The organism is Mycobacterium sp. 1164985.4 (assembly GCF_001668575.1).
Lineage (GTDB): Bacteria > Actinomycetota > Actinomycetes > Mycobacteriales > Mycobacteriaceae > Mycobacterium.
In genome coordinates this window covers 22,221-47,432 of sequence record NZ_LZMD01000116.1, presented here as the reverse complement: position 1 = coordinate 47,432, position 25,212 = coordinate 22,221, and the positions used below count along the sequence as shown (strand labels likewise).

The 25,212-nt window shown below is 68.1% G+C and carries 21 protein-coding genes; 9 read left to right on the top strand and 12 right to left on the bottom strand.

Translation table 11 applies throughout. From position 1 onward, the window contains the following. Positions 1 to 49 precede the first annotated feature (49 nt). On the top strand, positions 50 to 949 hold the full coding sequence (locus A5650_RS25960; protein ID WP_067299057.1) for an alpha/beta hydrolase: 900 nt from the start codon (positions 50 to 52) through the stop codon (positions 947 to 949). On the opposite strand, the gene A5650_RS25955 is transcribed toward A5650_RS25960, so the two are convergent. From A5650_RS25955 to A5650_RS25945, 3 genes are read right to left on the bottom strand one after another with little or no spacing between them, the layout of a single operon-like run. Continuing rightward, positions 950 to 2,254, bottom strand: a complete 1,305-nt coding sequence (locus A5650_RS25955) for an amidohydrolase family protein (protein WP_067299055.1) — start codon at positions 2,252 to 2,254, stop codon at positions 950 to 952. Then, the gene (locus A5650_RS25950) at positions 2,248 to 3,366 is read right to left on the bottom strand and encodes a CoA transferase (RefSeq protein WP_231992812.1); all 1,119 of its coding nucleotides are present in this window, start codon (positions 3,364 to 3,366) and stop codon (positions 2,248 to 2,250) included. Before A5650_RS25950 ends, A5650_RS25955 begins: the two co-directional genes overlap by 7 nt. Before the next feature lie 53 nt (positions 3,367 to 3,419). Continuing rightward, positions 3,420 to 4,412 carry a MaoC family dehydratase gene (locus A5650_RS25945; protein WP_197501991.1) on the bottom strand — a complete coding sequence of 331 codons (993 nt, stop codon included), beginning with the start codon at positions 4,410 to 4,412 and terminating at the stop codon, positions 3,420 to 3,422. A 31-nt stretch (positions 4,413 to 4,443) separates the two neighbouring features. On the opposite strand from A5650_RS25945, the gene A5650_RS25940 reads away from it, so the two are divergent. After that, on the top strand, positions 4,444 to 5,592 hold the full coding sequence (locus tag A5650_RS25940; protein WP_067299049.1) for an acyl-CoA dehydrogenase family protein: 1,149 nt from the start codon (positions 4,444 to 4,446) through the stop codon (positions 5,590 to 5,592). 3 nt (positions 5,593 to 5,595) lie between these two features. Then, on the top strand, positions 5,596 to 6,333 hold the full coding sequence (locus A5650_RS25935; protein WP_067299047.1) for a GntR family transcriptional regulator: 738 nt from the start codon (positions 5,596 to 5,598) through the stop codon (positions 6,331 to 6,333). Positions 6,334 to 6,385: 52 nt separating this feature from the next. Here A5650_RS25935 and A5650_RS25930 read toward each other — a convergent pair whose 3' ends face one another. The 5 genes from A5650_RS25930 to A5650_RS25910 form a co-directional block, all read right to left on the bottom strand. Beyond that, entirely contained in the window at positions 6,386 to 7,270 is an 885-nt protein-coding gene (locus A5650_RS25930) for an enoyl-CoA hydratase/isomerase family protein (RefSeq protein WP_067299044.1), read from the bottom strand. Then, on the bottom strand, positions 7,267 to 8,787 hold the full coding sequence (gene fadD4 / locus A5650_RS25925) for a fatty-acid--CoA ligase FadD4 (protein ID WP_067299042.1): 1,521 nt from the start codon (positions 8,785 to 8,787) through the stop codon (positions 7,267 to 7,269). Before fadD4 ends, A5650_RS25930 begins: the two co-directional genes overlap by 4 nt. A 349-nt stretch (positions 8,788 to 9,136) precedes the next feature. Then, positions 9,137 to 10,960, bottom strand: coding sequence for a phosphoenolpyruvate carboxykinase (GTP) (locus A5650_RS25920; RefSeq protein WP_067299040.1), 1,824 nt, complete (start codon positions 10,958 to 10,960; stop codon positions 9,137 to 9,139). 210 nt (positions 10,961 to 11,170) lie between these two features. Next, the gene (locus tag A5650_RS25915; RefSeq protein ID WP_067299038.1) at positions 11,171 to 12,676 is read right to left on the bottom strand and encodes a hypothetical protein; all 1,506 of its coding nucleotides are present in this window, start codon (positions 12,674 to 12,676) and stop codon (positions 11,171 to 11,173) included. Continuing rightward, positions 12,673 to 13,590 carry a hypothetical protein gene (locus A5650_RS25910; RefSeq protein ID WP_067299095.1) on the bottom strand — a complete coding sequence of 306 codons (918 nt, stop codon included), beginning with the start codon at positions 13,588 to 13,590 and terminating at the stop codon, positions 12,673 to 12,675. The genes A5650_RS25915 and A5650_RS25910 overlap by 4 nt, the downstream gene beginning before the upstream one ends. A 221-nt stretch (positions 13,591 to 13,811) precedes the next feature. Between A5650_RS25910 and trmB the strand changes: the two genes are divergently transcribed. From trmB to A5650_RS25895, 3 genes are read left to right on the top strand one after another with little or no spacing between them, the layout of a single operon-like run. Next, entirely contained in the window at positions 13,812 to 14,594 is a 783-nt protein-coding gene (gene trmB / locus A5650_RS25905; protein WP_067299036.1) for a tRNA (guanosine(46)-N7)-methyltransferase TrmB, read from the top strand. Between the two features lie 7 nt (positions 14,595 to 14,601). Beyond that, positions 14,602 to 15,303 carry an NYN domain-containing protein gene (locus tag A5650_RS25900; protein WP_067299034.1) on the top strand — a complete coding sequence of 234 codons (702 nt, stop codon included), beginning with the start codon at positions 14,602 to 14,604 and terminating at the stop codon, positions 15,301 to 15,303. A gap of 50 nt (positions 15,304 to 15,353) precedes the next feature. Continuing rightward, positions 15,354 to 18,752: an MMPL family transporter gene (locus A5650_RS25895; protein ID WP_067299032.1), complete on the top strand. Its 3,399-nt coding sequence runs from the start codon at positions 15,354 to 15,356 to the stop codon at positions 18,750 to 18,752. Positions 18,753 to 18,768: 16 nt separating this feature from the next. Here A5650_RS25895 and A5650_RS25890 read toward each other — a convergent pair whose 3' ends face one another. Further along, entirely contained in the window at positions 18,769 to 19,902 is a 1,134-nt protein-coding gene (locus A5650_RS25890) for an AI-2E family transporter (protein WP_067299030.1), read from the bottom strand. Positions 19,903 to 19,977: 75 nt separating this feature from the next. Here A5650_RS25890 and A5650_RS25885 point away from each other — a divergent pair, with 75 nt between their 5' ends. Genes A5650_RS25885 through A5650_RS25875 form a run of 3 tightly spaced genes read left to right on the top strand, consistent with a single transcriptional unit; the run spans position 19,978 to position 22,644 of the window. Further along, the gene (locus A5650_RS25885) at positions 19,978 to 21,042 is read left to right on the top strand and encodes a lysylphosphatidylglycerol synthase transmembrane domain-containing protein (protein ID WP_067299028.1); all 1,065 of its coding nucleotides are present in this window, start codon (positions 19,978 to 19,980) and stop codon (positions 21,040 to 21,042) included. Next, positions 21,024 to 22,283, top strand: a complete 1,260-nt coding sequence (locus tag A5650_RS25880) for a M23 family metallopeptidase (protein ID WP_067299025.1) — start codon at positions 21,024 to 21,026, stop codon at positions 22,281 to 22,283. The genes A5650_RS25885 and A5650_RS25880 overlap by 19 nt, the downstream gene beginning before the upstream one ends. Then, the gene (locus tag A5650_RS25875; protein ID WP_067299022.1) at positions 22,270 to 22,644 is read left to right on the top strand and encodes a DUF3054 domain-containing protein; all 375 of its coding nucleotides are present in this window, start codon (positions 22,270 to 22,272) and stop codon (positions 22,642 to 22,644) included. Before A5650_RS25880 ends, A5650_RS25875 begins: the two co-directional genes overlap by 14 nt. On the opposite strand, the gene A5650_RS25870 is transcribed toward A5650_RS25875, so the two are convergent. From A5650_RS25870 to A5650_RS25860, 3 genes are all read right to left on the bottom strand, one after another. Next, complete coding sequence (locus tag A5650_RS25870) at positions 22,600 to 23,946, bottom strand: HAMP domain-containing sensor histidine kinase (protein WP_156744354.1); 1,347 nt, start codon at positions 23,944 to 23,946, stop codon at positions 22,600 to 22,602. The two genes, A5650_RS25875 and A5650_RS25870, sit on opposite strands and share 45 nt — an antisense overlap. Positions 23,947 to 23,982: 36 nt before the next feature. Then, the gene (locus A5650_RS25865) at positions 23,983 to 24,651 is read right to left on the bottom strand and encodes a response regulator transcription factor (protein ID WP_197500548.1); all 669 of its coding nucleotides are present in this window, start codon (positions 24,649 to 24,651) and stop codon (positions 23,983 to 23,985) included. Between the two features lie 63 nt (positions 24,652 to 24,714). Further along, positions 24,715 to 25,089 carry a heme-binding protein gene (locus tag A5650_RS25860; protein ID WP_067299018.1) on the bottom strand — a complete coding sequence of 125 codons (375 nt, stop codon included), beginning with the start codon at positions 25,087 to 25,089 and terminating at the stop codon, positions 24,715 to 24,717. Positions 25,090 to 25,212 lie beyond the last annotated feature (123 nt).

Here is a 25,212-nt window from a genome sequence, read left to right as displayed (position 1 = left end):
AAACAACGGTTGTCGGCCACGGCCAGGACTGAGCAGTAATACTTGATGGATGCCCCACCCCTTTCATCCAGAATTGCGCCGCGCCGCGCGCCTCGCTCCCAGACAAGTGGTCACACCCGTGACGCTGCCGTTGGTCCGGATGGTCACGCGGCGGATGTGGCGAAGGGTGCCGCGCGATGTCGACGCCTTGACCCTGCCGTCCGGTGCCGGCGTGTGGTTGTACCGTCCGCCGGGGGCGACGGGAAAGACCCCGGCGCTGTTGTGGATTCACGGTGGAGGTTACGTCATCGGCCACCCCGGTCAGGATGACCTACTGTGCCGGCGACTCGCGCAGCGTCTCGGTATCACGGTCGCCTCGGTCGACTACCGACTCGCCCCCGAGCACCCGTATCCGGCAGGGCTCGACGACTGCTATTCGGCGCTGACCTGGTTGGCGCGTCTGCCGTCGGTTGATCCCGACCGGATCGCGATCGGCGGCGCCAGCGCGGGCGGCGGGCTGGCGGCGTCACTGGCGCAGGTGGCGTTCGACCGAGGCGACGTGGCGCTGGCGGCCCAACTGCTGGTTTATCCGATGCTCGACGACCGCACGGTCCACCGGCACGACATCGAGAAGCCCGGAATTCGGCTGTGGAACAGGTCGAGCAACAAGTTCGGTTGGTCGGCTTATCTCGGCGACGCCGATCCGGCGGTCGCAGTGCCGGGCCGCCGGGAGAATCTCGCCGGCCTCCCACCCGCGTGGATCGGCGTCGGAACACTCGACCTGTTCCACGACGAGGATCTCGAATATGCCGAGCGGCTCAAGGCCGCGGGAGTGCCCTGCGACGTCGAGGTCGTCGAGGGCGCCTTCCACGGGTTCGATGGCATTGCACCAAAAGCCTTTGTCTCGCAGCAGTTCTTCGACAGCCAATGCGCGATGCTGCAGCGAAATCTCACCCCCGCCGCAGCCTGATCAGCTTCGCTCGAACACTACTTCGCCCGCGATCACGGTGGCGGAGACCATGTCGGACGCCAGCGCGTCGAGCACATCGTCGGGTGAAGGCTCCAATACCGCCAGATCGCCCGGCTCCCCCGGGGTCACGGCACGGCACCGCACCGGATTCTGCCCCGTACCGCAGAGCATGGCGAGCGCTTCGCGTGCGGTGATGCGTTCGTCTGCGCCGAGTACCGTCCCGCTGCCGGTCGTGCGATGCACCGCGGCGCGCATCGTCGCCCATGGGTCGCCCTCGCCGAAGGGCATATCGGTCGAAAGCGCCACCGGCATTCCAGCGCGCAGGAGTGAGTGCACGCGCCACAGTTCATGATGTTCGGCGGCCGGCACGTCCTCGAGGTACTGATCGCCGCGGTCGGCGACGAAGTTCGGCTGGGTCACCACGGTCACCCCGCTCGCGGCCAGGGCGGCGAGGCTGTCGTCGGGAACGACGGCAGCGTGCTCGATGCGGTCCGCGGGATGCGTACCGGCGGCCTGCAGCGCCGACAGCGTGACGACGAGTTGAGCGGCGGTGACACAGTGCACGGCCACCGGTGCCCCGTCGCTGTGGCGTTCGACGATCCATGCGGTGAGGCCGTCGAGGTCGAGGTCGGTGTCGTGCAGGATTCGCTTACCGGGAGCGAGAAAATGCACGCGCTGACGGAGCTCGCCGTGGCGATGGGCTTCCAAGAGCCGGACGATGTCGTCTATCTCGGCATCCGGCGTGGCGTCTGTGACGCCGGTGACGCCCAAACCGCTGAGCCGGTCGCTCACGTCGGTCAAACCGCATTCGTTGCGCTGCAATGTGTCCGACCACGAACGGTCGGCGCTACGTAGCCGTCCGTCGGGGTGGTCGGCCAAACCGACGTGGGCCAGCCCCGCCGAGTTCAGTGTCCACAGCACACCGCTGCGATGCTGTACGCGAACCGGTACCGGCGGCGATACCTCGTCGAGCACCGTGCGGTCGAGTGGACCGGCGACCGCCTCGTGGTAGCCGACGGCTCTGATCCAGCCGTCGGGCCCGACGTTCGCGCCCGCGAGCACGTGGCGCAGTTCGACCCGGTTTCGCACCTCGGCGGGACCGACGCGCACCGATCGCAACGCCGCTGCGGCCGAACGTAAATGGACGTGATGATCGTGCAGCCCCGGAATGACGGTTCGGCCGGCGGCATCGTAGATCTGCTCGCCGCGGAGCGGGGCGAGGGTCGGTTCGACTGCCGTGATCTGTTCTGCCACACGGATGTCGACGACGGCGCCGTCGAGCAGTGTCGCGCGCTGGATCAGCAAGACGCCAACCGCCGCTGGGCCACCAGCTGCCGGACTTCCTCGTTGTCCGCACCGAGCAGCGACGCGGCCGCCGACGGTGGCGGTGCTGCGCCACACGTCGATTGCTCGTCGCCCGGCAGTTCGGCGTATGTGGCGGCGACGGCGGCCATCGACATCTCGATCAGCTCCCCTCCCCCGCTGCGCAGCGACTGCGCAACGGCCAGCGCGGCCTCCAGCCCGGTCAGCGGATCGGCTATTGCGTCGCCACAGAACTCCGGCTCGTCGGGTTCACCGCAGACGAGTCCGCCCGACACGGCGGCGTCGTCGCCGAAGGCGACCCAGTTCGCGCGGTCGCCGTCGGTGCCGTGACCGGTGACCCGTAACCAGACCCGGCCGTCGCGCGGCGCCACGTCCGTCGGCGCCAGCCCCCGACGCACCAAGGCCGCGGGCCGGGATGACTCGATCACCACATCGGCGGCGGCGAGCAGCGCGCGCAGGTCGTCGGGTTCATCGAAATCGACGCTGTAGGAGAGCTTTCCCGCGTTCATCCAGTCGAAGAAGGGTTGCGGTCCACGGCGTGCGCCATCGGGCCGCGCGGCGCTCTCGACCTTCACTACGGTCGCGCCCGCCAGCGAAAGCAGTCGTCCGCACAGCGGTCCGGCCCACATCGAGGACAGGTCGGCGACCAACAGGTCCGTCGGGCTCCGCGTCATCGTGCCCGCCCCGAACGGATAGACCCTTGGCGGCTCGGCGGGGGTTTCGGCGAGCGCGGCGACCGGCAGGCCGAGCAGCCGCGCACGCTCCGTCACATCGGCACTGTCGTTCTGCGCAACCCAACTCTGGATGGCGGGCCAAGGATCCTCGACCCTGTCGGCGGCGAGCAGCGCGGGAACGGCGGCGACATCGTCGGTCCTGGACAGCGTTAGGGCACACCAGCCGTCACGGCTGGGCAGCAGCTGCGACGCACCACCCGCCGACACGCGCCCGTCCGGTGCAAGGCCCATCAGCGCCGCGCGTCCGCCGATCAATTCGGCGGCGTCAACAGCGACGCCGGTGAAGGTTTCGAAGGCGTTCGCGACCCGCCGCGCCCTGTCGAGCACGGCAGTGGGGACGGTCAACGACGTCGACGTCACGACTCCCATTGTCTGCCCCTCGCCGCGAACCCGTGACGGCGGGGGGTGAACGCTCAGAACTGCAGTGCGGTGAATCGCCAGTCCAGAACGCTGCGGTCCTGTTCATCGACCGCGCACACCAGCGACCGCAGGGTCAGCACGCCACCGCGGCCGTCCGGCAGCGGCTCGGCACGCTCGACTTGCACCTCGCTGTAGAGCGTGTCGCCTTCGTACACCGGCCCGGTGTGGTCGCAAGACTGCCAGCCAAGGACGGTCACGAGGTTGGGCAACAGCCGGGTGACCTGGGCGAGCGCCAGCCCGATGGTGTGCCCGCCGTAGACCAGTCGCCGGTTGTTGACTCGCCAGTCATGGTGTGTCGCAGCGATGTTCAGCGTCAGCCGGGCCAGCTCGGGTGCGCTGCTCACCACATCGGCGGTGCTGCGCAGCACAGTGCCGGCGATGCCCGGGTCGAAGTGTGTCCCTGGGACTTTCGCGCGGTAAGCCTCGGCGTCCCACTCCGCCGTCGGTTCGGGCGGCGGCGGCGTTTCGGCGCCGATCGTCGACAGATCGTCGGCATGGCCGGTGTCGCCCGCGCCGTCACTCAGCGGCAGCATCGCGCAGCGGTGAAAGTCGAGCACCAGTCGCCCGAGATCGTCGACGGTCGTCATCCGCAATGCCGCCAGCCCGGTGCGCGGCCGGCCTGGTTTCACCGAGTTCTCCTTCAGCCCCACCACTTCGGTGCGGGTGAACAAGGTGTCGCCGATGACGGGAAACCGGTGAAACACCAGTCCGCGGTAGAACAGATTGGCCTTCACGCGCTGGGTGACCAGCGTGGTCTGACCGATCGCCACATCACACACCAGTGCCGGATGGGCCAACGGGGCGGTGGCACCGGTGACGGCGGCCGCGAGCTCGCCGTCAAGCGCGAGGCGCAGCCGGTCACCCACGATCGACTGGTGTACGGCGGCCGCACCCGAGGTCAACGTCATCGAGGGTGCGGTGTCGAAAACCTGCCCGACCCGCAGGTCGTCGAAGTACGGCCCGCTCACGGATGTCCACTCTGGCATTGGGCCGCACAAAGTGTCAATATGGCCGTACATGAACGAGGAAGAGACGATGTTGGTCGCCACCGTGCGGGCCTTCATCGACCGCGAGGTCAAACCGCGAGTGCGCGACGTCGAACACGCCAACGAATATCCCGAGGCGTGGATCGAACAGATGAAGCAGATCGGCATCTACGGTCTGGCCATCCCGGAGGAGTACGGCGGGTCGCCGGTGTCGATGCCGTGCTACGTCGAAGTGACCCAGGAACTCTCGCGCGGGTGGATGAGCCTGGCCGGCGCGATGGGGGGACACACCGTCGTCGCCAAGCTCCTGGGATTATTCGGCACCGAGGAGCAGAAGAGTCGCTACCTGCCCGCAATGGCCACGGGCGAGATCCGCGCGACGATGGCGCTGACCGAACCGGGCGGCGGTTCCGATCTGCAGAACATGTCGACGACGGCGCTGCCGTCCGAGGGTGACGGCCTGACCATCAACGGTTCGAAGACCTGGATTTCAAACGCGCGGCGGTCGGGGCTGATCGCGTTGTTGTGCAAGACCGATCCGACGGCCACCCCCCGACACACGGGCATCTCGGTGGTGCTCGTCGAACAGGGCACGACGGGATTGTCGGTGTCGCGCGACCTGCCGAAGCTCGGGTACAAGGGCGTCGAATCGTGCGAGCTGATCTTCGAGGACTGTCGCGTGCCAGCGTCGGCCGTCCTCGGCGGGGAACCCGGCAAGGGCTTCACCCAGATGATGAAAGGCCTTGAGACTGGTCGGATTCAGGTCGCGTCGCGCGCGCTGGGCGTGGCGACGGCCGCGTTGGAGGATGCGCTGCGGTATGCCCAGGAACGCGAGAGTTTCGGCCAGCCGATCTGGAAGCACCAGTCCGTCGGCAACTATCTGGCCGACATGGCCACCAAGCTCACCGCCGCCCGCCAACTGACGCGGTACGCCGCCGAACGCTACGACAGCGGCGAGCGCTGCGATATGGAGGCCGGGATGGCGAAGTTGTTTGCCTCCGAGGTCGCGATGGAGATCGCGCTGAATGCGGTGCGCATCCACGGCGGATACGGCTACTCGACGGAGTACGACGTCGAAAGGTATTTCCGCGACGCACCGTTGATGATCGTCGGCGAGGGCACCAACGAGATCCAGCGCAACGTCATCGCCTCGCAGTTGGTCGCGCGAGGCGGCCTGTAGGCCATGCGGCCCGCGCCGGCGTATCAGACCCTTCGCGACCAGCTGCGTGACGAGATCGCCGCCGGCCGCTACCGCGGCGGGGTTCGGCTGCCGACTGAGTCGGAACTTGTTGCCGCGCATCGGGTATCTCGACAGACAGTGCGGCGGGCGTTTCAGGACCTGGTCGCCGAGGGCGTGGTGTACCGGGTCCCGGGACGCGGCACGTACGCCAGCGGTTCGGGACGGCGGTACCTGCGACAGTTCGGCTCGATCGACGACCTGATGAGCCTGTCCGACGACACCACCATGGAGGTACTCGAGGGCTTGCGGCGGCGTGTCGACGTCGAAGCGGCCAGCAGGCTCCGCCTCGACGACGACATCGTGTACACCGTGGTGTTCCGGCGGTTGCACGGCGCCGACCCCGCGGTGCCGTTCGTGTTGACGACGGTGCACCTGGCGCCGGCGGTGGCCGCGGCGGTGTCGGGCTCGCGGGAGCTGACGGACGGGGCGGTCGGCACTCAGACGGTGATCGGTTTGCTCGAGCCGCACCTGAGCGCGCCGATCATCGAAGCGGCACAGTCGATCACGGTCGCACCCGCCGACAGCGTCGTGGCCGACGCCGTGCGGTGCGAGGCCGGACATCCCATGCTGCGCGTGGACCGGTTGTACTCCGACGCCGAGGGGCGTCCGGTCGAGCTGTCGGTCAGCCACTTCCTGCCGGAGCAGTACACGTACCGGGTGACGCTGCGCCGGTCGGGCTAGACGGCGATTTCGGTGCGCTAACAGTCGCGCAGCGATCGTTAGTGCACCCAACTCACACGATGGCGTCGATCAGGCCCCACCGCAGGGCGGTTGGTGCGTCGATTGTGCGGCCGGACAACACCAGATAGGCGGTGCGCCAGCGGCCGATCCGCCTGGTCACGCTCACCGTTCCACCCGCACCCGGAATCAGCCCGAGGCTCAGTTCCGGCAATCCGAACACGGCGTCGCGGCTCGACTCGACGCGGCCGCAGAACGCCGCCATCTCCAGACCGCTGCCGAGCACGTGACCGTGTACCCGTGCGCGGCACCCCTGGCCGAGGCGGGCCGTGAGCTCGGACAGCACCAGCGCGGGGCTGTGGCGGGTCCGGGCGATGTGCGCGCTCGCGGGATCGGCGAAGGTGCCGAACTCGGCGAGATCCCCACCGCTGCAGAACGACGGCCCGTTGCCGGACAGGACGACCTCGGTGACCGACGGGTCGACGCGAGCAACCTCCAGCGCTTCCAGCAGCGCGCCCCGGGCGTCGGTGGAGAACGCGTTGTGCCGCTGCACCCGGTTGAACCGGACATTCAAGGTGTCGCCGATGCGTTCGGCCACAACGGGTTCGGGGATCTGCGGGACGCTGGTCGGTCCCCGCTCGGCGAGCCAGCGCGCGAACTCCGGACCCGCCTGCAGCGTGGAGTACGCCAGCGACTCGGTGATGACACCGGGGAAGGCGGGGCCGGCGGTGTCGACGGCGCGGAGGACGTCGTCGCAGATACCCGCGGCATGCGGCCATCGGGCACACCGCTGCTTGACCTCGTCGAGGGAGTCCGATATCGACGGCACCGTGACGATGCGACGGTCCTCGGATCGGTCCTCGGACAGCGTCAAAGTGGCGTCGTCGTCGGGTGTTTCGATCGCGACGACGATGCCCGACGGCAACTCGACGTGCGTCACGAGTACTTCTTGATCAGCTCCTGCTTGTACAGCTTGCCCGTATCAGTGCGCGGCAGCTGCGTCTCGAACGTGATCGACCGCGGACACTTGTAGTGCGCCAACCGATCCCGCAGCCAGCCGATCAGTTCGGCGGCGAATTCCGGGGTGGCGTCGGCCGGGTTGACGGTCTGGACCACACCGTGGACCCGCTGGCCCATCTCGTCGTCGGGTACGCCGAACACGGCCGCGTCCAACACCTTCGGGTGGATGACCAACATGTTCTCGGCCTCCTGCGGGTAGATGTTCACGCCGCCGGAGATGATCATGTGGTGCCTGCGGTCGGTCAGGTACAGGTAACCGTCCTCGTCGACGTACCCGATGTCGCCGACCGTCGCCCACCCGCGTTCGTTGCGGGCCTTGGCCGTCTTCTCCGGATCGTTGAGGTACTCGAACGGCACGCCGCCCTCGAAGTAGATCTCGCCCGCCTGACCGGGAGGCAGCTCATTGCCGTCCTCGTCGCAGATGTGCAGTTTGCCGGCCATCGGCTTGCCGACCGAGCCGGGATGGGCCAGCCAATCCTCGGCGCTGATCAGAGTCGAACCGTGCGCCTCCGACGAGGCGTAATACTCGTCGATGATCGGGCCCCACCAGTCGATCATCTGCTTCTTGATCTCGACGGGGCACGGTGCCGCGGCGTGGATCACCCGCTTGAGGCTGGACACGTCGTAGGAATTGCGCACCGCCTCAGGCAGTTTGAGCATCCGGGTGAACATCACCGGGACGAACTGACCGTGCGTGACACGGTAGCGCTGGATGGCGTCGAGGGTGCCCTCCGGGTCGAACTTCTCCAGCACCACCGTCGTGTAGCCGGCGGCCTGAACCGTCATCGACCACACCGATGGAGCCGTGTGATAGAGCGGCGCGGGGCTCAGATACACCGAATCCGGTTCCATCCATACCGAGACCAGCAGGGTCATCAGCCCCGGCGCCTCGGCCGGGGACAGGTGCGGAAGCTCGCGTTTGATGCCTTTGGGCCGCCCGGTGGTGCCCGACGAATACTGCAGCAGATCACCCTCGATCTCGTCGGCAATCGGTGTATCGGGGTGGTCGGCAACGCATTCGGGGTAGCGCTGCCAGCCGTCGAGATCGTCATCGGCGATGAGCAGCAGCTCGGGCAGCCCACCTGAGAGCTCGCTGCCGAGTCCCTCGAGCGTCTTGCGCAGCGCCGCGGATCCGACGACGGCTTTGGCGTTGCTGTTGTCGATGATGTACGCCGCTTCGGCGGCGGTCAGATGCGTGTTGATCGGTACGTAATACAGGCCGCTGCGGCGCGCTGCCCACATGACGGTGTGGAAGTGCTCGTTGTTCTCCATGAGCATGGCGACGGTGTCGCCCTCCACGAGGCCTGCCTGGCGGAAGTGGTGGGCCAGACGGTTCGCGCGCGCCTCGAGCTCGGCGAACGTCACCACCGTGGCGCTGGGATGCATGATGACGGCGGGTTTGTCGGGCGTGGCCTCGGCATGTTCGCGGATCTGCATGGGGTGACTCTACGATGTGCCGACTTGACAGGTGTCAAGTGGTCGATCTTGTCCGTCACCGCCGTCGCCGCCTGAGCATGAATCCGCAGCATATGGGGGTGCGGCGGTGGCTGGATGAATGGCGGGCGCGAAGCGGCACCCTCCGGGGTGGTCACCTTCCTGTCACCGACATCGAAGGGTCGACCCGGCGTTGGGAAGCCGACGCCGAGGCGTTGCGCGCTTACACCCTCGACGCCATCGGATCGAGCGAAAGGGCTACAAACACTTGAGCACGCTCACCGCGCGGTGAGCGTGCTCAGAGTGTCGTATCTCGGCGGCGTGTCGTGTGCAAACACGCACGCTCGCGGGGTTACTCGGCTTCCAACCGGTGCTTGAGCGCGTCGAACTCGTCCTTGATGCCGGTGGGCAGCTTCTCGCCGACGAACTCGAACCACTCCTCGATCAGCGGGATCTCCTGACGCCACTCGTCGACGTTGACCGCCAGTGCGGCGTCCACGTCGGCGGGGTCGACGTCCAGTCCGGACAGATCCAGATCCTCGGCGGTGGGCACCGTGCCGATCGGCGTGGTGCGCCCGTTGGCCTGGCCCTCGATGCGGTCGATGACCCACTTCATCACGCGGCTGTTCTCACCGAACCCCGGCCACAGGAAGCGGCCGTCGTCGCCGCGGCGGAACCAGTTTACGAAGAAGATCTTCGGCATCTTCGACTCGTCGGACTGCTTGCCGATGTCGATCCAGTGGGCGAAGTAGTCGCCGACGTTGTAGCCGAGGAACGGCAGCATCGCCATCGGGTCGCGGCGCACGGTGCCGACCTTGCCCTCGGCGGCGGCGGTCTGCTCGGAGCCCATCGTGGCGCCGATGAACACGCCGTGCTGCCAGTCGCGGGCCTGCGTCACCAGCGGCACCGTCGTCTTGCGGCGGGCGCCGAACAGAATCGCCGAGATCGGCACACCCTGCGGGTCGTCCCACTCGGGCGCCAGCGTCGGGCACTGCGACATCGGGGTGCAGTAGCGCGAGTTCGGGTGCGCGGCCTTCTCTTCGGAGTCCGGCGTCCAGTCGCGGCCCTTCCAGTCGACCAGGTGCTGCGGATCGCCCTCGAGGCCTTCCCACCACACGTCGTTGTCGTCGGTCAGCGCGACGTTGGTGAACACGGTGTTGCCGGCCTCGATGGTCTTCATCGCGTTCGGGTTCGACGACCAGTTGGTGCCCGGCGCGACGCCGAAGAAGCCGAACTCGGGGTTGACGGCATAGAGGCGGCCGTCCTTGCCGAACCGCATCCAGGCGATGTCGTCGCCGATGGTCTCGGCACGCCAGCCCGGGATGGTGGGCTGCAGCATCGCGAGGTTGGTCTTACCGCACGCCGACGGGAACGCCGCCGCGACGAAGTACGACTTGTTCTCGGGCGAGATGAGCTTGAGGATCAGCATGTGCTCGGCGAGCCAGCCCTCGTCGTGCGCCATCGCCGAGGCGATACGCAGCGAGTAGCACTTCTTACCCAGCAGCGCGTTGCCGCCGTAGCCCGAGCCGTAGCTCCAGATCTCGCGGGACTCCGGGAAGTGGGTGATGTACTTGGTCTCGTTGCAGGGCCACGGCACGTCCTTCTGACCGGGCTCAAGCGGTGCGCCGATCGAGTGCAGCGCCTTGACGAAGAAGCCGTCGGTGCCCATCTTGTCGAGCGCAGCCTTGCCCATGCGGGTCATCGTCCGCATCGACACGACGACGTATTCGGAGTCGGTGATCTCGACGCCCAACTTGGGGTCCTCGGCGCCGAGCGGGCCCATGCAGAACGGCACCACGTACATAGTCCGGCCGCGCATACAGCCGCGGTAGAGGTCCGTCATGATGCCGCGCATCTCGGCCGGATCCATCCAGTTGTTGGTCGGGCCGGCGTCGATCTCCTTCTCCGTGCAGATGTAGGTGCGCGACTCGACGCGGGCCACATCGGAGGGGTCGGACAGCGCGAGGTACGAGTTCGGCTTCTTGTCGTCGTTGAGCTTCTTGAAGGTGCCCGCCGCCACCAGCTGCTCGCACAGCCGGGCGTTCTCTTCGTCAGAGCCGTCGGCGAACACCACGCGGTCGGGCTGCGTCAGCTCGGCGACCTCTTGAACCCAAGCGAGCAGACCCTTGTGTTTCGTCGGTGCGGTGTCCAAACCTGGGATGGTCGCTGCGGTCATGAAAATCTCCTGTGTCTGTTGCTGCCAGGACCCAAGGCTCCGTGTGCGCCACCCAGACAGGGACGAGCGGCGCTGCGGTTTCCCTATACCGAGGTTATCGCGGGTGGCAAAGCTGCGGTGAATCGGGAGTGTGTCCGATCACTCACAGGAACGATTCAGAAGCACGCTTCACAGGGGTTTTGCCGATCGGGTACGACAACTTGACGGGCGTCAATCTTCGGAATCGGCTTCGCCGTCCGGTTTGCGGCCGTCATCGGTGCCGCGGGCCGGTTCCGCACGCCCGTACAGATCGTCCCGAACGGCCTCGAGCGCGTGCTGCAACGACGGCAGTCGCCGGTCGCGCTCGGCGGCCGCACGGGCCGTTTCGACCGCGTGCTCGCGCAGCTCCGCGTCGATCTCGGCGATCCGCTTCGAGGTCATGGCCGCTTCACGTTCGTCCCGAGCTGCCGACTCCGACGTCATCGCGCTCTCGGCGGCCAGCACCCGCGTCGCGACCCGCTCCTCCACCGCCGACCTGACCGTGCCGATCACCTCCGTCAACCAGCGGTCCAGCACCCCCCGATCCTGCAGGACACCGCGGATCCCCACCACCCACACCGTCAACACGAGCCCCACGAGTCCGCCCGACACCAGACCCGCGACGGTCAGGCCGGGCGCCAACCCCGTGAACAACCGCGTCACCGCGAGCGCCACCCCCAGGCCGAAGCCCGCGCCGAGGATCATCGTCAGCTGCCTCTCCAATCGTCGCGACTTCAACCGCGGCGAGGGGATTTCGGGAACAGATGGAGCCTCGGGCACCGGCGGGGCCGCAAAGCCGAGTTGCGCCGCGACATCGGCCAGATGCGCGGTGATGCCGTCGTCGACCTCCACCACCACCTCGGCGGCGCGCTGGCGCACCTGGGACTCGAAACCACCGAGCGCCCGACGACTCAGTGTCGAGGCGTCCTCGGCGAGTTCGGCCCGCACCGACGAACAGCGGTTACGCGCGAAGTAGCCCAGCTGCACACGCGCCTGCTGGACCTGGCTGCGCAGCGCGATGTTGCGTTCGGACTTCGACACCCGACGATTCCGCACGACCTCGTCGCGCATCGTGTGCAGCGCCCCAACGCGGGCGCGGCGGTGGGCACCGTCGCCGTCGGCGCGGTACTGGTCGATCACCGACTCGAGCCGGGTTTCCCACGCGCGCAGCCGGTTTCGCCGCGTCAGCTCGGGATCGGCCAGCCGCCGCCGGAGCACACTCACGAGTTCGTCGACGTGTGGCTCACCCAGATCCGGCGCCGCGGCCACCCCCACCCAGGGCACGTGGGCGTACCGATGCGACCGGTCGGCCAGCACTGTCCGGTCGGCGGCCAACACCTCCCGCCAGCCGCGGTGCGTATCGATCTTCGACACCACACCGACCACCAGGTCGGTGTTGCGCGCGACCAGATCGACGAGCTGACAGTCGGATTCGCTTAATTCAGACACCGCGGAGACGACGAACACCACCGCCGCGGGCGCATCGGCCTGGCCGATCTCTTCGGCCTCGACGAACGTGTGCTCGGGTATCCGCTCGCGAAGCACCTCCACCACGCTCGTCGTCCCCGCCAACCACGGACCCGTCACCAGCACGACGTCGCGGGCGCGTACCGCCGGCGGGGCCAGTGCCGGTTCGATGGCCGCGACCACCGCATCGGCCGCCGCGCGTTGACCGGCGCTCGTCACGTCCGCCGTCACCGCGACCGCCCCAGCAGGCGCAGCGATCCCCGGGTGATGTCGGCGGCGCAAGCGCGGTGCAGCGCGTTGACCGGGCCGTCGCCGTAGCGCCGCCAGCGCACGGCGCGACGCAGGTGCGAGTCCGCGTCGTCGCCGCGGTCGACGTGCGCACCCGCGGCCTCGACGACATCGACCGCCGCCGTCATCACCGAGAGGACGGCGTCGTCACTCACCACCAGCTCGGCCAGCCGTGCGTCGTCCGATTGTGTTGCCAGCGCGCGCAATTGGGTCACCGCGGTTCGGAGCCGCCGATACCGCAGCGGTGCGCCCGCCGCCTCGATGTGCTCGACGACCCGGTCGACTCGGCTGAGCCTGCGCAGATGGCTCGGCAGTGCGTCGCGGCCGACACCGCGGTCCAGCGCGAGCACCGCGTGGGCGATGCCGAACCGGTCGAGCACGGTCAGCAGCCGCTCGCGCACCTCGCGGGGCAACCGGTGCGGCGCCTCGACGAACGCGTCGGTCGACGACAGGTCGGCCGGTTCGGTGCGCATCGTCTGCAGCGCATCGATCAGGTCGCCGGTGAGTTCCGTGCGGGCGAGCAGCGCGACCATCGGCGCCGTCGGCGCGCCGGTCAGCGCGCGACACTGCGCGGCGCGGTGGTGCGCCAGCGCCATCGGCCCGGCCGCGCCGAAGCCCGAGAGGTCGGCCTTGTTGAGAACGACGACGGTGGGCCTACCGGACGTGTCGAGGACCGCCCGGTCCTCGGGTTTGAGCGCTTCGGCGATCACCAACACGTCGATGTCGGCGGCACCGTCGGCTACCACCTCCACGCCCGCGGCCGTCAACGCCGCCGCGACGGTCGCGCAGCCCACGCCGCTTCGGCCGCGCACCGAGACCCGCGTCGGCGCGCAGAGTCGCCTGGTGATCGACGTCAGCCCCGGATCACGGCTGTCTTGGCAGATGTGCAGCAGCGCGTCGACGAAAATCTGGTGACCTTCCCCTGTCGTGAGCGGGACATACTCCGCCTTCGACGATCGTGACACCTCAGTGGGCGTCGTGGGAGCGGCCGCGTCTGCGCTTGGGGATAGCCGCCGATACCAGCCGAAGGCAACTGTTGGGTATCAATCTGTACCACGATGCGGGTACTCGACCCTTGATGAGCCACCATGGACAAATGCATGTGTCCGGGCCCGACGTCGCCGAGGGGTCGACTTCGGGACCCGAAAGCTTCGATTCGCCGGCCGGCCAGCAGCACCGCTTCCCCCGCGTCACAAGCTTCCGGACCAGACGCACCACGCTGACCGCCGCGCAGCAGGCCACGTGGGAACGGCTGTGGCCACAGATCGGCATGCAGGCCCGCGAAGGCGACGCACCTGCACCGCGAATCGACACCGAGGTCTGGTTCGGCCGGTCGGCGCCCGTCGTGGTGGAGATCGGGTGCGGAACCGGAACATCGACACTGGCGATGGCCAAGGCCGAACCGCACCTCGACGTCGTCGCGGTCGAGGTGTACCGCCGCGGGTTGGCCCAGCTGCTGTCGGCGATCGACCGCGAGGACGTGACCAACATCCGGCTGGTCCGCGGCGACGGCGTCGACGTGCTGCAGCACATGTTCGGCGCCGAGTCGCTGACCGGTGTCCGGGTGTTCTTCCCCGACCCCTGGCCCAAGGCCCGCCACCACAAGCGCCGGCTGCTGCAACCGGCGACCGTGGGCCTGATCGCCGACCGACTGCGGCCCGGCGGTGTGTTCCACGCCGCGACCGACCACGCCGGTTACGCCGAACACATCGCCGAGGTCGGCGACGCCGAGCCGCGCCTGCGCCGGGTGAGCCCCTCCGACGCGCTACCGATCTCCGTCGAACGGCCGGTCACCAAGTACGAGGGAAAGGCGCAGCACGCCGGTAGCGCTGTCGCCGAACTGCTGTGGGAGAAGGCGTGATGAGCGCATGAGCCTCACTGAAGACATCGGGCATATAGAAGATGTGGCGCCGCCCGAGGCGGTCTCGCCGCCGGTCGAAGCGACGGCCCGCGTGCTGCTGGTCTGGGACGCGCCGAACCTCGACATGGGGCTCGGGTCGATCCTCGGCGGCAGGCCGACCGCCGCGCACCGGCCCCGGTTCGACGCGCTGGGCCGCTGGCTGCTGGCGCGCACCGCCGAACTGTCGGCCGATCGGCCCGACGTCTCGTTGGAGCCGGAGGCCACCGTCTTCACCAACATCGCCCCTGGCAGCGCCGACGTCGTCCGGCCGTGGGTCGAGGCCTTGCGTAACGTGGGGTTCGCGGTCTTCGCCAAGCCGAAGATCGACGAGGACAGCGACGTCGACAGCGACATGCTGGATCACATCGCGCTGCGCCGCGGCGAGGGTCTGGCCGGCCTGCTGGTGGCTTCCGCCGATGGGCAGGCCTTCAAACTGCCGCTGGAGGAGATCGCCCGCGACGGCATCCCGGTCCAGGTGCTCGGATTTCGCGAACATGCGAGCTGGGCGCTAGCGTCGGATACCTTGGAGTTCGTCGACCTGGAGGACATCCCTGGTGTTTTCCGGGAACCGTTACCGCGAATCGGGCTCGATTCGCTGCCCGAGCAGGGGGCATGGTTGCAGCCGTTCCGGCCGCTGTCCTCGCTATTGACCTCGCGGGTCAACAACTGAACCGCTGAGAGGTCGCCATCGACTTCGAGAGAATCGAGTAAGGAGCTTACGTGTTCGCCTGGTGGGGTCGAACGGTGTACCGATATCGATACATCGTCATCGGCGTCATGGTCGCGCTCTGCCTCGGTGGCGGCATCTACGGGATCAGCCTCGGCAGCCACGTCACCCAGAGCGGCTTCTACGACGAGGGCAGCCAATCGGTGCACGCCTCGGTGGTCGCCGACGAGGCGTTCGGCCGCGACCGGACCAGCCACGTTGTGGCGATCCTCACTCCGCCCGACGGGGAGAAGGTCGACAACCCGAAGTGGCAGCGTGATGTGGTCGGTGAGCTCGACGATTTCGTCAAGGACCATCCCGACCAGGTGGTGAGCTGGGTCGGCTGGCTGCGGGCGCCCGACGCCGCGAGCGCGACGGTTCAGCAGATGAAGACCAGCGACCTGTCGAGAACCTTCGTCAGCATCCCCCTCAAGGGCGACACCGACGACGAGATCCTGAAGAACTACCAGGCCGTCGAACCGGACTTGCAGCAACTCAACGGCGGGCGCATCGAACTGGCCGGCCTCAACCCGCTGGCCAGCGAGCTGACCGGCAGCATCGGTGAGGACCAGCGCCGCGCCGAGGTCGCGGCCATTCCGCTGGTCTGTGTGGTGTTGTTCTTCGTGTTCGGCGGTGTCGTCGCCGCGGCCCTCCCCGGCGTGATCGGCGGCCTGACGATCGCCGGCGCGCTGGGCATCATGCGCCTGTTCGCCGAGTTCATGCCGGTGCACTTCTTCGCCCAGCCGGTGGTGACGCTGATGGGCCTCGGCATCGCGGTCGACTACGGCCTGTTCATGGTCAGCCGGTTCCGCGAGGAGATCGCCGAGGGCTACGACACCGAGGCCGCGGTCCGGCGCACGGTGATGACCTCGGGTCGCACGATCATGTTCTCCGCGGTGATCCTGGTGGCGTCCTCGGTGCCGCTGCTGCTGTTCCCGCAGGGCTTCCTGAAGTCGATCACCTACGCGATCATCGCCTCCGTCATGTTGGCCGCGATCCTGTCGGTGACGGTGCTGGCCGCGGCCCTGGGCATTCTCGGTGCGCGCGTCGACGCGCTCGGCGTGCGCACCCTGCTGCGGTTCACCAACCCCTACCCGACCCCGTCTCCGGCGGAGACCACCGACCGCACGAATCCGCTGGCGATCGCGTCGATCCCGCTGGGCGTGCTCATACCGTTCGCCGCGATCCCCGTCGGCCACATCGCCAGGGCACAGATCAAACGCAGCTACGACAAGGGCGCCAACTACGCCCTGCTGGGCCTGGCGCTCGGCTACATCGGCTCGTTCGCCTGGATCTTCTACGGCCTGTTCACCGCCAAGGACACGCTCGGCACGGGAATCTTCTATCTGCTGCTGGCCATCGCGATCTTCGTGGCCGGCACCATCACGGTGCTCTCGGCCGCGAGCATGAGCCCGCTGGTCCGTAAGCCGACGGTGTGGTGGCTGAACTGGTTGGCGGAGAAGACTCAGAAGACCAAGACGCGTGCCGAGGTCGAGAAGGGTTTCTGGGGCAAGCTCGTCAACCGAGTGATGAAACGGCCGATCGCGTTCGCCGCACCGATCGTCATCGTGATGATCCTGTTGATCATCCCGCTGGGGCAGTTGTCGCTCGGCGGCATCAGCGAGAAGTACCTGCCGCCGGACAACTCCGTGCGCCAGGCGCAGGAGGCGTTCGACAAGTCGTTCCCCGGCTTCCGCACCGAACCGCTGACGTTGGTGATCGAGAGCGACAACGGCGACCCGGTCACCGACCAACAGGTCGCGGAGATCCGCAACAAGGCGATGATGATCCCCGGGTTCATCCAGCCCGAGGACGACCCGACCAAGATGTGGCAGCCGCGCCCGTACCAGGAGGGCGGCTCGAAAGACCCCTCGGTCCAGGTCATCCAGAACGGCCTCGTCAACCGCAACGACGCGGCCAAGAAGGTCGAGGAGCTCCGTTCGATCGTGCCGCCGCGCGGTCTGTCTATCTCTGTCGGCGGAACACCGGCGTTGGAGCAGGACAGCATCCACAGCCTGTTCGACAAGCTGCCGCTGATGGTGACCATCCTCATCGTCACGACGACGATCCTGATGTTCCTGGCGTTCGGATCGGTGGTGTTGCCGATCAAGGCCGCCGTGATGAGTGCGCTCACCCTGGGTTCGACGATGGGCGTGTTGACGTGGATGTTCGTCGAGGGCCACGGCTCCGGCGTCATGAACTACACGCCGCAGCCGCTGATGGCGCCGATGATCGGTCTGATCATCGCGGTCATCTGGGGTCTGTCGACCGACTACGAGGTGTTCCTGGTCTCCCGCATGGTCGAGGCGCGCGAGCGCGGGCTGTCCACCGCCGAAGCCATCCGCGTCGGCACCGCGACGACGGGCCGGTTGATCACCGGTGCCGCGTTGGTGCTCGCCGTCGTTGCCGGGGCGTTCGTGTTCTCCGACCTGGTGATGATGAAGTACCTGGCGTTCGGTCTGCTGATCGCGCTGTTGCTCGACGCCACCATCGTCCGGATGTTCCTCGTGCCCGCGGTGATGAAGCTTCTCGGCGATGACTGCTGGTGGGCGCCGCGATGGATGAAACGGATCCAGGAGCGGTTGGGGCTCGGCGAGACCGAGCTGCCCGATGAGCGCAGGCGGCCCGCGGTGCGGGAGGCCCCCGAGGATCCCGAGGCGCTGGTCGGTGCCGGCGCACCGGTTCCGCCTCGACCCCGTCCGCCGCACGATCCGACGCATCCGGCGGTCGCAGGCCCGTCGCGTGCCGGCGCCACCCGCGCAGCGGTGCCGCAGCGGGTTCCGTCCGCGACGGGTACGACGCGCATTCCCAGCACCACCACGCCGCCGCAGGAGGCGCCGTCCGACGAGCCGCAGACCACGCGGTTGTCGATGGCGAAGAACGCCGTGCGGAACGCGGTGAGCAACGCCGCCGCTTCGGCGCGCCAGGCTGCACGGCCGACACCACCGCCCGCACCGCCCACGCCGGCGGCTCCGCGACCGGGTGCCGGACGTCCGCAGCGCGAGGAACGCGAGATCGAGTCTTGGCTCGGTGAACTGCGGGGCACCGGCACACCGCCCGCCCCGCCCGCGCCCGCTCCGCAACGCCCGTCGGCCGAACCCACCCGCGCGATGCCGGTCGGAACCCCGCCGGAAGGCCGGGGCCAGCGCGCGCGCGTCGCGCCTCCGACGCCCGGAAACGAGCCGACGACGGCGATCCCGACGCCGCGGTCACACCCGCAGGACCCGGATCCGGACGCGACGCAGGATCCTGACAAGACGACGGCCATCCCCACCCCGGGCCGGCAAGCCGGTAAGCAGGGCGGCGACGCCGAAGCGGCGACCGAGAAGCTCAACACACCCCAGGACGCCGAGCGGCAGCCCCGTGGCGGTGTCAGCGCTCAGGACCTGCTGCGGCGCGAAGGCCGTCTGTAGGACGGACGGCGAAAGTTCAGTCCACGTCGTCTGATTCGGCCTTGACCAACGGTCCGTCATCGGACTCGAGTGCTTCCTGCTCGGCCTCCGGATCGCGCGCCGTCAGAACCCGCACCGCGCTGTTGAGGAATGCCAGCACCGGCACCGCCAGCAGCGCGCCCACGATGCCCGCGAGCACACCGCCGCCCGCGATCACCAACACGATCGCGAGCGGATGGATCGAGACCGCGCGGCCCATCACCAACGGCTGCAGCACGTGACCTTCGAGCTGCTGTACTGCGATGACCAGACCGAGGGTGATCAGCGCGTAGATGAAACCCTTGGCGATCAACGCGACGACCACCGCGAGTGCACCCGCCACGACGGCACCGACCAGCGGGATGAACGCGCCGAGGAATACCAACGAGGCCAGCGGCAGCGCGAGCGGCACCCCCATGATCGCCAGGCCGGTCCCGATGCCGACGGCGTCGACGAGCGCGACCAGGAAGGTGGCGCGCACGTATCCGATCAACGAGTGGAAGCCCGCCCGGCCCGCGTCGCGCACCCGGTCGCGCACGTGGGCGGGGAAGATCATGGTGACGAACGCGAAGATGTTGCGGCCGCCCTGCAGCAGGAAGATCAGGGTGAACAACACCAGCACGGCACCGGTCACGATCTCGGTCACCGTTCCGGCGGTCGAGAGCGCGCCGGTTGTCACCTTCTCCTGATTGTTCTGCAGGGCCTCGATCGCGGCGTTGCCCGCGTTGTCGATCTGCTCCCGGCTCAGGTGTAGCGGGCCGTCGATCAACCAGTTACGAATGCCGTCGATACTGCGGCTGACCTGCTGAGTGAGCTCCGGGGCGCCCTCGATGAACTGCGTGACGACGAACGACAGGATCCCCCCGACCACGGCAAAACCGCTGAGCAGCATCAGCGCCACCGCCCCGGCCCGGGGCGCCCCGCGGCGGTCGAGGAAGTCGACCGCGGGCATCAGCAGAGCCGCCAAAATCGTCGCGAGCGCGACCGGCACCACGATGATCTCCAGCCGTTTGAACACCCACAGCAGGGCGACGATGGCGCCGAGGATGACCAGCAGGCGCCACGACCAGGCGGCGCCCTTGCGAACGAGAGGTGAGACGGACGCGTCGTCGAGAGAAGGGCCCCCAGGCATCCCGATAGCGTAACGGCCTGGCACTTGCTGCGACGGATCTCGGGAAACGGCGTCACCAGGCACTACCCTTACCCCGTGGCACACGACGCGCCTGCGAGTGCGGCCCACGGCCAGGGGCGCTCCACCCGCAGCAGGTATTGGTGGCTGCGGTGGGCTGTCCTCACCGTCGTGGCCATCGTGTTGAGCGTCGAACTCGGACTGGTGTGGGATCAACTCGCCAAGGCCTGGCACAGCCTCTACACCGCGGACTGGTGGTGGGTGCTGGCCGCCGTGGGCGCGGCAATGGCCTCAATGCACTTCTTCGGCGACATCCAGCGCAAGCTGCTGCGGTCGGCGGAAGTCCCGGTGCGGCAATGGCGTTCGCAGGCCGCGTTCTATGCGGGCAACTCGCTGAGCACGACGCTTCCCGGGGGACCGGTGCTCTCGGCGACATTCATCTACCGACAGCAGCGCCTCTGGGGCGCGACGCCGGTCATCGCCTCCTGGCAGCTGGTGATGTCCGGGGCGCTGCAGGTGATCAGCCTGGCGCTGCTGGGGCTCGGCAGCGCGTTCTTCCTGGGGGCAAAGCACAACCCGTTCTCGTTGATCTTCACACTGGCCGGTTTCGTCATGCTGATCGTGCTGGCGCAGGCGGTGGCCTCCCGGCCGGATCTGCTCGACGGCATCGGTGTGCGGGTGCTGTCGTGGGTCAACTACGTGCGCGCGAAACCCGCCCACAACGGCCTGAGCAAATGGCGCGAGACGCTGGCGCAGCTCGAGTCGGTGAAGCTGAGCCGGCGCCAGCTGTCCATCGCGTTCACCTGGTCGATGTTCACGTTGGTCACCGGCGTCGGGACGCTCCTGTTCGCGTGCTTCGCGGCGGGCGGCAAACCGTCGCTTTTGGGCGTGATCGTCGCCTACGTCGCCGCCCGCGCGGTCGGCTCGATCCCGCTGATGCCCGGCGGGTTGCTCGTCGTGGAGGCGGTGCTGGTGCCCGGCCTGGTGTCGAGCGGGATGACATTGGCCTCGGCGATCTCCGCGATGCTGATCTATCGGCTCGTCAGCTGGATCTTCATTGCGGCAATCGGATGGGTGGTGTTCTTCTTCATGTTCCGCACCGAGACCGACGTCGACCCCGACGCATGCGCCGACCAGCCGTAGCCGTCCTCGGTGCCGCGGCACTGATCGCCGCCTGTTCGCCGGCCATGCAGCCGGCCGAACTGACATCGCCGACCGAGTCGTCGCCGGAAACGACGACGACGGCCTCGCCCCCGCCTCAAGGACCACGGCGCGGCCCCGCCCCGTCAGTGGCGACCCCGATCGTCGGCGACGCGATCAGCCAGCCCGTGCCGGTGCGCGCCACGGACGGCAAGAAACATCTGGTGTACGAGATCACCCTGACCAATACGCTGCCCAACCAGCTGAGCCTGAAGTCGATCACCGTGCTCGACCGTGATGTCGTCCTGCTCGACCTCGGAGACGACCAGTTGGCGCAGTGGACCCGGATACTTGGAACCCCAAGCCCCACAACCACAATCGGGCCGGCGCAGACGGCGGTCGTGTTATTCGACGTCGCCCTCGACGACGACGCGCAGATGCCGACCCGGCTCACCCACGCCGTCACGTTGAGCAACCCCGACCCGATGGAACCGCTCTTTCCCGCCGACCAGACCGTTGACATCGCGCCGGTCGACGTGCAACCCCGCGAGCCGGTCGTCCTTCGCCCCCCGTTGGCGGGACCGGGCTGGGTCGACGGTGGCGGGTGCTGCGCAACCAGCGATCACCGCACCGCGCTCAACCCCCTCAACGGCCGGTTGTGGGCCGCGGAACGGTTTGCGATCGACTACGTACAACTCGCTCCCGACGGACGGCTGGTCACGGGCAACGCGTCCAAACTGGAGAGCTTCGCCTACTTCGGCGCCGACATCCACGCCGCGGGCGACGGTCCGGTGGTCGCGGTGCTCGACGGCCTTCCCGAACAGGTGCCCGGCCGCAACCCGACTGGCCTACCACTGAACCAGTACGCAGGCAACCACGTCGTGCAGGATCTCGGCGACGGGAACTACGCGCTCTACGCGCACATCAAGACGGGCACCATCGCGGTCAAGCCAGGCGACCGGCTGACCGCGGGCCAGGTGATCGGAAAGGTCGGCAACACCGGCAACACCACCGCACCGCACCTGCACTTCCAGGTGATGAGCTCCCCGGACCCGCTGGCCTCGAACGGATTGCCGTTCGTTTTCGACGCGTTTCGGCTCGACGCGCGAATCGTCGAGGATGACGATGTCATCGGCCCCCTGTTCGAGGGAGGAACCGCGAGACTTCAGCCCGGCTTCGCCGGTCGTGACGAAAAGAGCGCCATGCCACTGCAATTGGACGTGATGGCATATGCCGATCGATAGCCGCGAACAGACCCCCGTGCTGACGGCCCTTGCCACCGATGTCGTCTGCCTGATCGTGTTCGCCGCGATCGGACGGCGCAGCCACCAGGAGGGCCTGAACCTCGCCGGCATCGCCGAGACCGCATGGCCGTTCGTGACGGGTGCCCTCGCCGGCTGGCTGCTCTCCCTCGGATGGCGGCGGCCCTACTCGCTGGCCCCGACCGGGGTCGCAGTGTGGGTGTGCACCATCGTGGTGGGGATGCTGCTGCGCAAGCTGACCTCCGCCGGTGTGGCCCCGAGTTTCGTTGTGGTGGCCTCGATTGCGACAGCGGTGCTGTTACTCGGCTGGCGCGCCGGGATCCTGGTCATGAGTCGCCGCTGACACCGTCAGCGTCGCGCGCAGGCCGCCGAGCGGACCGTCGGAGAGCTCGATGTGGCCGCCGTGCAACGCGGCCTGCTGGGCCACCAGGGCGAGCCCGAGACCCGAACCGCCGGGTGCTGCGGTGCTGCCGCGGGAGAACCGGCCGAGCACGGTCTCGTGCTCGTCGGCCGGCAGGCCGCAGCCGTTGTCGTCGACGACGATCGTCATCGTCCCGTTCATCCGATGCGCCGCCAGCACGATGCGGCTCGCCCTGCCGTGGGCGATCGCGTTGCGCAGCAGGTTGTCCACCGCCAATCGCAGGCCACCCGGCCAGCCCCAGATGGTGCCGAGGTCGTCGTCGGCTTGCACCTCGATCTCGACCGCGCCGCGGGCGCGGGCGTTCTCGCGCGCCACCCGGTCCAACAGTTCTGCCACGTCGATGAGTTCGCGGTCTTCGGTGCGTGCGAGTTGGCCCGAGGCGAGCTGACCGAGCGCGGTGATGATGGCCTCGACCCTGCGCTGGGCCCGCGAAAGGTCCTGCACCACCTCGTCGCGCTCATCGGCGGGCAGGTCGTGGATGCGCAACGTGTCGATGTCGGCACGCATCGCGGTCAGCGGGGTGCGCAGCTCGTGTGCGGCGTTGGCGGCGAAATCCTGCGCGGCCTGAAGGGAATTCGTGGTGGCCCGCTGCGCGGCGGCCAACCGCTTGAGCATTCCCGACATCGCCTCGGAGAGGTCCTCGGCTTCGCGCACACCGTGTACCTCCGGCATGTCGGTGCTGTCCCTGCCGAGCTTCTTGGTGTGTTCGGTGAGCCTCCGCAGCGGGCGCACCGCGGGCCCCGCCAGCAGCCAGCCCAACCCCGCCGCCACCAGGACGGTCAGGACTCCGACACCGGTGTAGAGCGGAATCCTGTTGGGGCTCAACAGGATACTGTCGGCTCGGATACCGACCGACATCAACACCCCACCGTCCTGGTTCAGCACAATCGTGCGTACGCGGTACTCGACGCCGTTGACCTCGACGGTCGCGGTGCCGGGCGGCAGCGGCGGCAGCTGCAGACCGCGCTGGAACACCACCTGCCCCGTCGACCGCGACCGGCCAGTCGTCAACACCTCGCGGCGTACATCTTGGCTCTGATCGGGGAACAAGCTGGCGTCGATGATCGAGTCGAGCCGGCGATCGAGTTGGGCCGCATCGTTGTTCGCCAACACCACCGACGTGAGGACCAGGAACGCGGCGACGACGGCAGCTGCGGCCGCGCCCGCCGCGACGGCCACCCGGGTGCGCAGCGATGCCGACCGCAGAATCCGCGGCGTCTTCACTCGGCCGTGCTCAATCGTTCGGCTCGCAAGCTCGCCTCAGGCCTCTTCCCGCAGCACGTAGCCGATACCGCGCACCGTGTGGATCACCCGCGGCAGCCCATCGCGTTCGAGTTTGCGCCGCAGATAGGAGATGAACACATCGGCGACGTTCGTCTCGACGTCGAAGTCGTAGCCCCACACGAGTTCCAGCAGCCGCTGCCGGCTCAACACCACACCGGCGTTGTCGACGAGCACTGCCAGTAGGTCGAATTCGCGCTTGGTCAGATCGACGCGCTCGCCCGCCACGAAGACCAACCGGCGCGCCGTGTCGATGGTCAGCGGCCCGACCGTCATGGTGTCCGATTGGTGATCGGAGTGGCTGGCCCGGCGCAGCAGCGCGTGCAGGCGGGCCACCAACTCGCCCAGGTCGAACGGCTTCGTCAGGTAGTCGTCGGCGCCGGCTTCCAGGCCTGCGATGCGGTCATTGACGGTGTCACGTGCGGACAGCACGCAGATCGGGATGTCGTTACCCAGCGCCCGCAGCGCGGTGACCACGGCGACCCCGTCGAGCTCGGGCATTTGTACGTCGAGAACCAGCGCGTCGTGCGATTCGTTGGAGAGCAGCCGCAGTGCTTCCTTACCGGTCGCCGCGACCCGGACGTCGAACCCCGAGTGGCGCAATCCTCGCGCGACCGAAGTCCTGACGTCCGGGTCGTCGTCGACCATCAGCACGGTGCGGCCCGCACCTTCCTGCTGAGCGGACGGCCCAGGTGCCAAGCGAACGGAGGCCTAGCTGTCGGCGATGCCGTCGCCGTTGGTGTCGCCGCAGCGGTTCTTGATGTCAACCAGTGGCTGGCGGATACCGGTCAGGTCGGCCTTCACCTGAGGGTTGTTGTTCAGGTAGTCCTGCACCTTGCCCCGAACGTCCTCGCGCGGCAGGCCTTCCAGGCTGGTGAAGAACCAGTTCACGTCCGGATGGGTGAACAGGTAGGCCGAGGTGGACGCGGAGACGCCGGAAGCCACACCGGCGAGATCGGCCGCGGTACAGTTCGGCGGCTCGGCGCCCGCCAGCGGTGTGGCGCCGAAGAACATTGCACCGGCAATCGCGCCAGTGCCGACCGCGCCAGCTACCGCACGACGCGCAGAACGGGCCGAGAGAAACATGGGTGAGCTCCTTCACCGGAAGTGGAGTGGTCGTAACCATGGCGGTTGCGACGTCTACCAACAGGGACCAACGGAGAAAAGCTAAGCAGAATGTCCGCAGACTTTCTTGCCTTGCGGTCAACG

Bases quoted from the DNA above. Each gene is read 5' to 3' on its own strand.
- fadD4 (WP_067299042.1), bottom strand. From the start codon at position 8,787: ATGCAGATCCGCGAACATGCCGAGGCCACGCCCGACAAACCCGCCGTC.
- A5650_RS25880 (WP_067299025.1), top strand. From the start codon at position 21,024: ATGCGCCGACCAGCCGTAGCCGTCCTCGGTGCCGCGGCACTGATCGCC.
- trmB (WP_067299036.1), top strand. From the start codon at position 13,812: ATGAGCCACCATGGACAAATGCATGTGTCCGGGCCCGACGTCGCCGAG.
- A5650_RS25960 (WP_067299057.1), top strand. From the start codon at position 50: ATGCCCCACCCCTTTCATCCAGAATTGCGCCGCGCCGCGCGCCTCGCT.
- A5650_RS25860 (WP_067299018.1), bottom strand. From the start codon at position 25,089: ATGTTTCTCTCGGCCCGTTCTGCGCGTCGTGCGGTAGCTGGCGCGGTC.
- A5650_RS25920 (WP_067299040.1), bottom strand. From the start codon at position 10,960: ATGACCGCAGCGACCATCCCAGGTTTGGACACCGCACCGACGAAACAC.
- A5650_RS25890 (WP_067299030.1), bottom strand. From the start codon at position 19,902: ATGCCTGGGGGCCCTTCTCTCGACGACGCGTCCGTCTCACCTCTCGTT.
- A5650_RS25945 (WP_197501991.1), bottom strand. From the start codon at position 4,412: ATGCCAGAGTGGACATCCGTGAGCGGGCCGTACTTCGACGACCTGCGG.
- A5650_RS25940 (WP_067299049.1), top strand. From the start codon at position 4,444: ATGAACGAGGAAGAGACGATGTTGGTCGCCACCGTGCGGGCCTTCATC.
- A5650_RS25900 (WP_067299034.1), top strand. From the start codon at position 14,602: ATGAGCCTCACTGAAGACATCGGGCATATAGAAGATGTGGCGCCGCCC.
- A5650_RS25865 (WP_197500548.1), bottom strand. From the start codon at position 24,651: ATGGTCGACGACGACCCGGACGTCAGGACTTCGGTCGCGCGAGGATTG.
- A5650_RS25935 (WP_067299047.1), top strand. From the start codon at position 5,596: ATGCGGCCCGCGCCGGCGTATCAGACCCTTCGCGACCAGCTGCGTGAC.
- A5650_RS25875 (WP_067299022.1), top strand. From the start codon at position 22,270: ATGCCGATCGATAGCCGCGAACAGACCCCCGTGCTGACGGCCCTTGCC.